Origin of the sequence: Bartonella sp. AA9NXGY, assembly GCF_042196845.1 — a bacterium.
GTDB lineage: Bacteria > Pseudomonadota > Alphaproteobacteria > Rhizobiales > Rhizobiaceae > Bartonella.
The window spans coordinates 1-4,848 of sequence record NZ_JBHIRB010000039.1; the positions used below are offsets into that span (position 1 = coordinate 1).

At 38.5% G+C, this 4,848-nt stretch carries 4 protein-coding genes and 2 pseudogenes; all 6 read right to left on the reverse strand.

Features of this window, described 5'->3' with window-relative positions; all coding sequences use genetic code 11:
* Positions 1 to 410 precede the first annotated feature (410 nt).
* Positions 411 to 1,385: pseudogene (locus ACFIM6_RS09350) on the reverse strand (DUF3987 domain-containing protein); the annotation flags it as partial.
* A 180-nt stretch (positions 1,386 to 1,565) separates the two neighbouring features.
* Positions 1,566 to 1,838 carry a type II toxin-antitoxin system RelE/ParE family toxin gene (locus ACFIM6_RS09355; RefSeq protein ID WP_375610964.1) on the reverse strand — a complete coding sequence of 91 codons (273 nt, stop codon included), beginning with the start codon at positions 1,836 to 1,838 and terminating at the stop codon, positions 1,566 to 1,568.
* Positions 1,835 to 2,125, reverse strand: a complete 291-nt coding sequence (locus ACFIM6_RS09360; RefSeq protein ID WP_375612607.1) for a CopG family ribbon-helix-helix protein — start codon at positions 2,123 to 2,125, stop codon at positions 1,835 to 1,837. The genes ACFIM6_RS09355 and ACFIM6_RS09360 overlap by 4 nt, the downstream gene beginning before the upstream one ends.
* 111 nt (positions 2,126 to 2,236) lie before the next feature.
* Positions 2,237 to 2,923 (reverse strand): annotated as a pseudogene (locus ACFIM6_RS09365) (virulence-associated protein E); the annotation flags it as partial.
* Between the two features lie 98 nt (positions 2,924 to 3,021).
* A complete protein-coding gene (locus tag ACFIM6_RS09370) occupies positions 3,022 to 3,222 on the reverse strand; it encodes an AlpA family transcriptional regulator (RefSeq protein WP_004860538.1) in 201 nt (66 codons plus the stop codon).
* Between the two features lie 207 nt (positions 3,223 to 3,429).
* Positions 3,430 to 4,596, reverse strand: a complete 1,167-nt coding sequence (locus ACFIM6_RS09375) for a tyrosine-type recombinase/integrase (RefSeq protein ID WP_375612608.1) — start codon at positions 4,594 to 4,596, stop codon at positions 3,430 to 3,432.
* Positions 4,597 to 4,848 lie beyond the last annotated feature (252 nt).

The window sequence follows — 4,848 nt, forward strand, 5'->3', positions numbered from 1 at the left end:
TCTTTAAGGCTGCTTATCAACAGCCCATGACATGGAATAAGATCAGCAAAGTAGTGAAATTTGCTATTCATTTCACGTATTCATCAAGATAAATGTACTACGTTCTTTAAAATATCAGAATGAGTATTTTGATAGGTTTTGTCTGTTTTTAACCCCCCCAAAACACCTACAAAACCCTCTTAGATATATATTAAAAATTGTATTTATGTGTTATGTTTAATATAGGTTGTTTATTTAAAAGATTAACTTATTGAAATATAATAACTTTTATTTTTGACTAAAAAAATATATAAAGGGGGGGGGTAAAAAGACCCCCCAAAACCCCCATACCCCCCCAAAACTAATGATGGGGAGTGCTTTAAAGGTTCACTGTTATATTGTTTAATGTTTTATAAGATTTCCAAATTGCCTCAGTGTGATGTCTTATGACTTTTCACTAAAGGGTGCCATTCATAACGTATGGTAGGTCGACCGCCTTGGGAGTTATTCTCTCCAGAGATTTCACGAATATAGTTACAACGACATAAAAGCTCTAAAGCTTGCTTAACGGTTTGATTGTCTGTTAAATATTTCCAATCACGTTTATAAACATCCCTTGCTATAAAAACATCGGGTAAACAATCACAACGCTCGACAATTAATTTTGCACGCTCTGCTGTTAATGTATCCCCCGCCGCATAAAGTCTTTTGGCATGACTTAACAGATAACTTGTCCAACGCAACGCTGTTGTGATGGCATAGAGTCCAATTTCTAAACGACCAGTGTCAAGAAGTTCAAAAATCAACGCAAGACTTGCTATGGTCTTTGGCATTTTTAAAAGATGCGATTGTAAGCTTTCTGAGTAACTACCTCCTTTTGCCTCTTTATGAAGATGCTCGAACCATTCATAAAACTTCACTTGTGCTTCAGCAGAAAAACGCATGATCAGTGGTTGTTCGGGAGAACCTAAGCGTTTATCACGAAAAGAGCGAAATACCCCTTCATACTTTTGCCAGACCTCTTGATTGGGCGGTTTATCAACCAATTGCCACTCTTTATTGTCATCGGGCCAGACAATCATTTGAAAGCGTTGCAATAAACCGTCATCGTTTATTCCACGGTGTATGGCTTGAATGAGCGGAATAATGCGTGAAGGTTGAATGCCTCCAATCATGGATAAAGTGACATAAGGGATAAAAATGGTTCCACGCTCTATACGGTCATAAGTAAATTGATCATCGCCATTAAAAGCTGTTAAATAAAAGGCGCGGTCTGATTGATATTCCTTTCTTTCTAGATTGGCTAAAAAGCCAGCCAATTCATCACGCACCATTAAGAGACCACGGGGGTTTTCTTTTAAGAGTTCCCCAAGCTTTTCAACGGTCACATCATTGACGATAAAACGTCATTTACCAAGAGTATCATCATTATTTTTACGAGTAGAAACTAAGCGGTGTGCAAAGTAATTATGCAATCATATTCGCAATATTATAAAAATAGTAATCTATCATTACTTACTGATACGGAGCGCAGTATTGTAGAAAATAATTTTCTTCAATTACAAAATAAATAAAAATACAGTTGATTAAGGAAATTTTTTCTTTGTATGGAGCACACGTAAAATACGCACAACGCCATTTGAAATATCATAAATCATGATATAATTTGGATGTACAATAAGTTCACGTGTATTTACAATTCGTCCTAAACGACCAAGGGTAGGAAATTTAACAAGTTTTTCTACTTTTTCAGATAAAAGTTGATCAAACTTTAAGGCAGCGGAAGGATTATCTTGTGATATGTATTCACGTATCTTTTTGCGGTCAACGTGTGCTACTTGTGTCCAAATTAGCTTCATAAAGTTGATCTATCGAGTTTACTTTGTGTTTTTAGGCGCCATTCCTTTGCTTCTGCTTCGATTTCTTCAGAAGATATTATATCACCTGCATTAGCAGAGTTTATCCCTAATTGAACTTGTTCCCGAAACCATAAATCGTATGCACTTTTTTCTTTTTGTTCTTTTACGATATCGCGCATATAATCGCGCAATAATTGTGCACCAGATCTATCACACGCCTTTGCTGCTTTGGAAAATTCATTTTTTAATACATCATCGACGCGAAAGGTAAATGTTGTCTCAGCCATTTTACGACCACTTAATGTGTTACAAAGTAGTTCTAATGTAATGTATTTTTACTGTTTCTTCAATAGGTACTATTAGAATAGATATTTTATATCTATTTTGCATTTTCATAGGGTTGAAAGGGACGCCCATAAATCAACGGGCTCTGATAACAACCCAGACAGCAGAGACAGCCCCGTTTCAATGCCTTCACAAATAACCAGATGTTTTGGATTGGCTTGGCTTAAATGCACCCCACCACCCGTTACAGATCCCAACATGGCTTTTGCTGGTTTCTGATCTGTTTTGCAGCCATTGTCTTTTAAAAAGGTTCTATGAATGGCAAAGGAACCAGCCCCCTTAACAAGAGCAACCAACGCGGGCAATGTACCCCCAGAGGGGTGTAGACATTTGTCGTAAAAGCGTAAATCTGTAGGCAAATCACATGTAATATCCCGCATACGTAAATAGGTTTCTGCTAAAGTATTTTTGATTGGTTGGCTTTGTTGCCAAATTGCTTTTGCTCTTTCTGCTTTCCTTTTTGCTTGTTTGAGATCAGCACAAAACTGTTTTGAGAAAGAGAGCGTCTGATCATAAGCTTGTTTTCCAAGCAATCCAATTCTAATAAGCGCTTGTATGATCTCTCTAAAAGAGCAGCCAGCATAACAATAGAGTAAAAGACGCCCATCATTTCCATTAGAAATAGATAAACTAGGCAGCCTATCATCATGAGCAGGGCAACGGGCTGTTCCATAACGCCCATGCCAAACCCCGCGCAAGGCACGTGTGATACCTTGCGCATTCTTAAAAGAACACATCATTGTAAATCCTATAACGTTGCGTCACAGGACGGATTGTGCTATCTCTAGGGTGATGAGTTTGAGAAAGCCTTGTCCGTCCTTACGTGACAAGGTTTTTTTTATGCCGCGTCGTTATAACGTTGCTGTTTTGCTTGCTCGATGACATTGATAAGATCCGATTGTAACCAACGGGACAAAAAACCAAATTTTAAAGGTTTTGGGAGAGAGCCATTGGTCACATGACGGCGGAAAGTTGAGACACTCATATGAAGCAATTTTGCACTTTCACGGTCTGTTAAAAGAATATCATTTTCTGTCATATTAAAATCCTTTCACTATAAAAATGGTAACAAATCATAACTATTTATTAACCACATTTTGGTTCATTTAGAAAGATGTTTTATTTATATAAAACAATATTTTATCATACAATTTCTGATGTGATACGTTATGAGTCTTATTGAGAGAGAATGAGAGAAAAGAGAGCTAAAGTTATCCACAGATAATGGGGTTATTCACCCCATATCTTAAGATTGACCCGTGACATAAGCCGCCCATTTATCCATATAAACGCGGCGCTGTTCTAAATAGTCAGTCCGACGATAGGCACGCTCTACTTTGCCGCCAACTGTATGACTTAGAATAGTTTCAGCGACCTCATAGGGAGCATCGGTTGTTTCAGCAAGCCAATTGCGTAAACTAGAACGAAAACCATGCGGGCAGGCTTCAAGTTTATTGTCTCTCATATATTTTGCCATACAATTCTCAGCAAGGGGAGCACGACCGGAAAAAGACAGAATGAAATTACTTTTGGAAATACAACGGGCTTGTTTAATCACTTTTAGCGCTTCAGATGATAGAGGTACGCGAAATTCTGTTGTAGCGTCACGCAAACCTTTCATATTCTCAGCAGGAATAGTCCATACATCATCTTCAATCTGATCTTCACGAATATGACGCAAAGGGTTGGTACGAACGCCTGTCAGGATAAGCAAGCGCAAAGCCAGTTGTGTTATGTTTTGTGTTTTACAGAGTAACTGATAAAAGGCGGGAACATCTTTCCAATCCATTGCAGGTCTATTAGTGGTTTTATGACGTTGTTTACCTAAGAGCGCGCGTGCTTTTTCTGTTGCTTGTAAATCAACATCTAACCCTAATGCAGCCGCATGTTTGAGACAAAGATTAAGACGATTTAGTGCTTTCTCTGCTGTTGCAGCTTTTGTATGCCAGATAGGAGCAAGGGTATTGCGTATCTCTGTTTGTGTAATCTCTGAAACGGGCAGACAGCCCAATTTAGGGAGAATATGAAGGCGTAATGGTAAAAACCAATCACAAGCTTTACCATCTCTTTTTAATTCAGCTTTACGGCTTTCAAAAGCATCTAAAGCAATGTTTTTTAAATAATGAAGATTACGCATTGCCTCACGCTTTTGTTTATCGCGTTCTTTAATGGGGTCACGACCCTCATGTAAAACAGCACGCCATTGGTTTGCCAATTCACGGGCTTTTTTTAAAGAGACATGTCTTAAGGCGCCCAAGCCCATTTCACGGCGCCGACCGTGAATGGTATAACGATAAAGCCATTGAGCACCACCATCTTTACGCTTATGGAGGATCAAGCCGGCACCATCATTATATTTGCCAGCTCCCAATGTTGCGACAGCCCTTGCGTTAAGACGATTCATAAGAACCATTTTCATTCCTTTCTTATACAGTTTTACCCACACGCCAGCCCCGCTTATGCCGTGCAAGCAAATGGGTTTGTTTGATTCAATATAAACAGACTTGAAATGAGAGAATCTTACGTTATTCGAGACTCTCATTCAACATACAAAACAGTGAATTATCATTATAAATCAGTGTGTTGTAGGTTTACAGAAAAAGATAAGCCGCCGCGTTTACCTTGGTTTATCAGGAGCCCCTTTGCTAATTTTTTATATTATTCA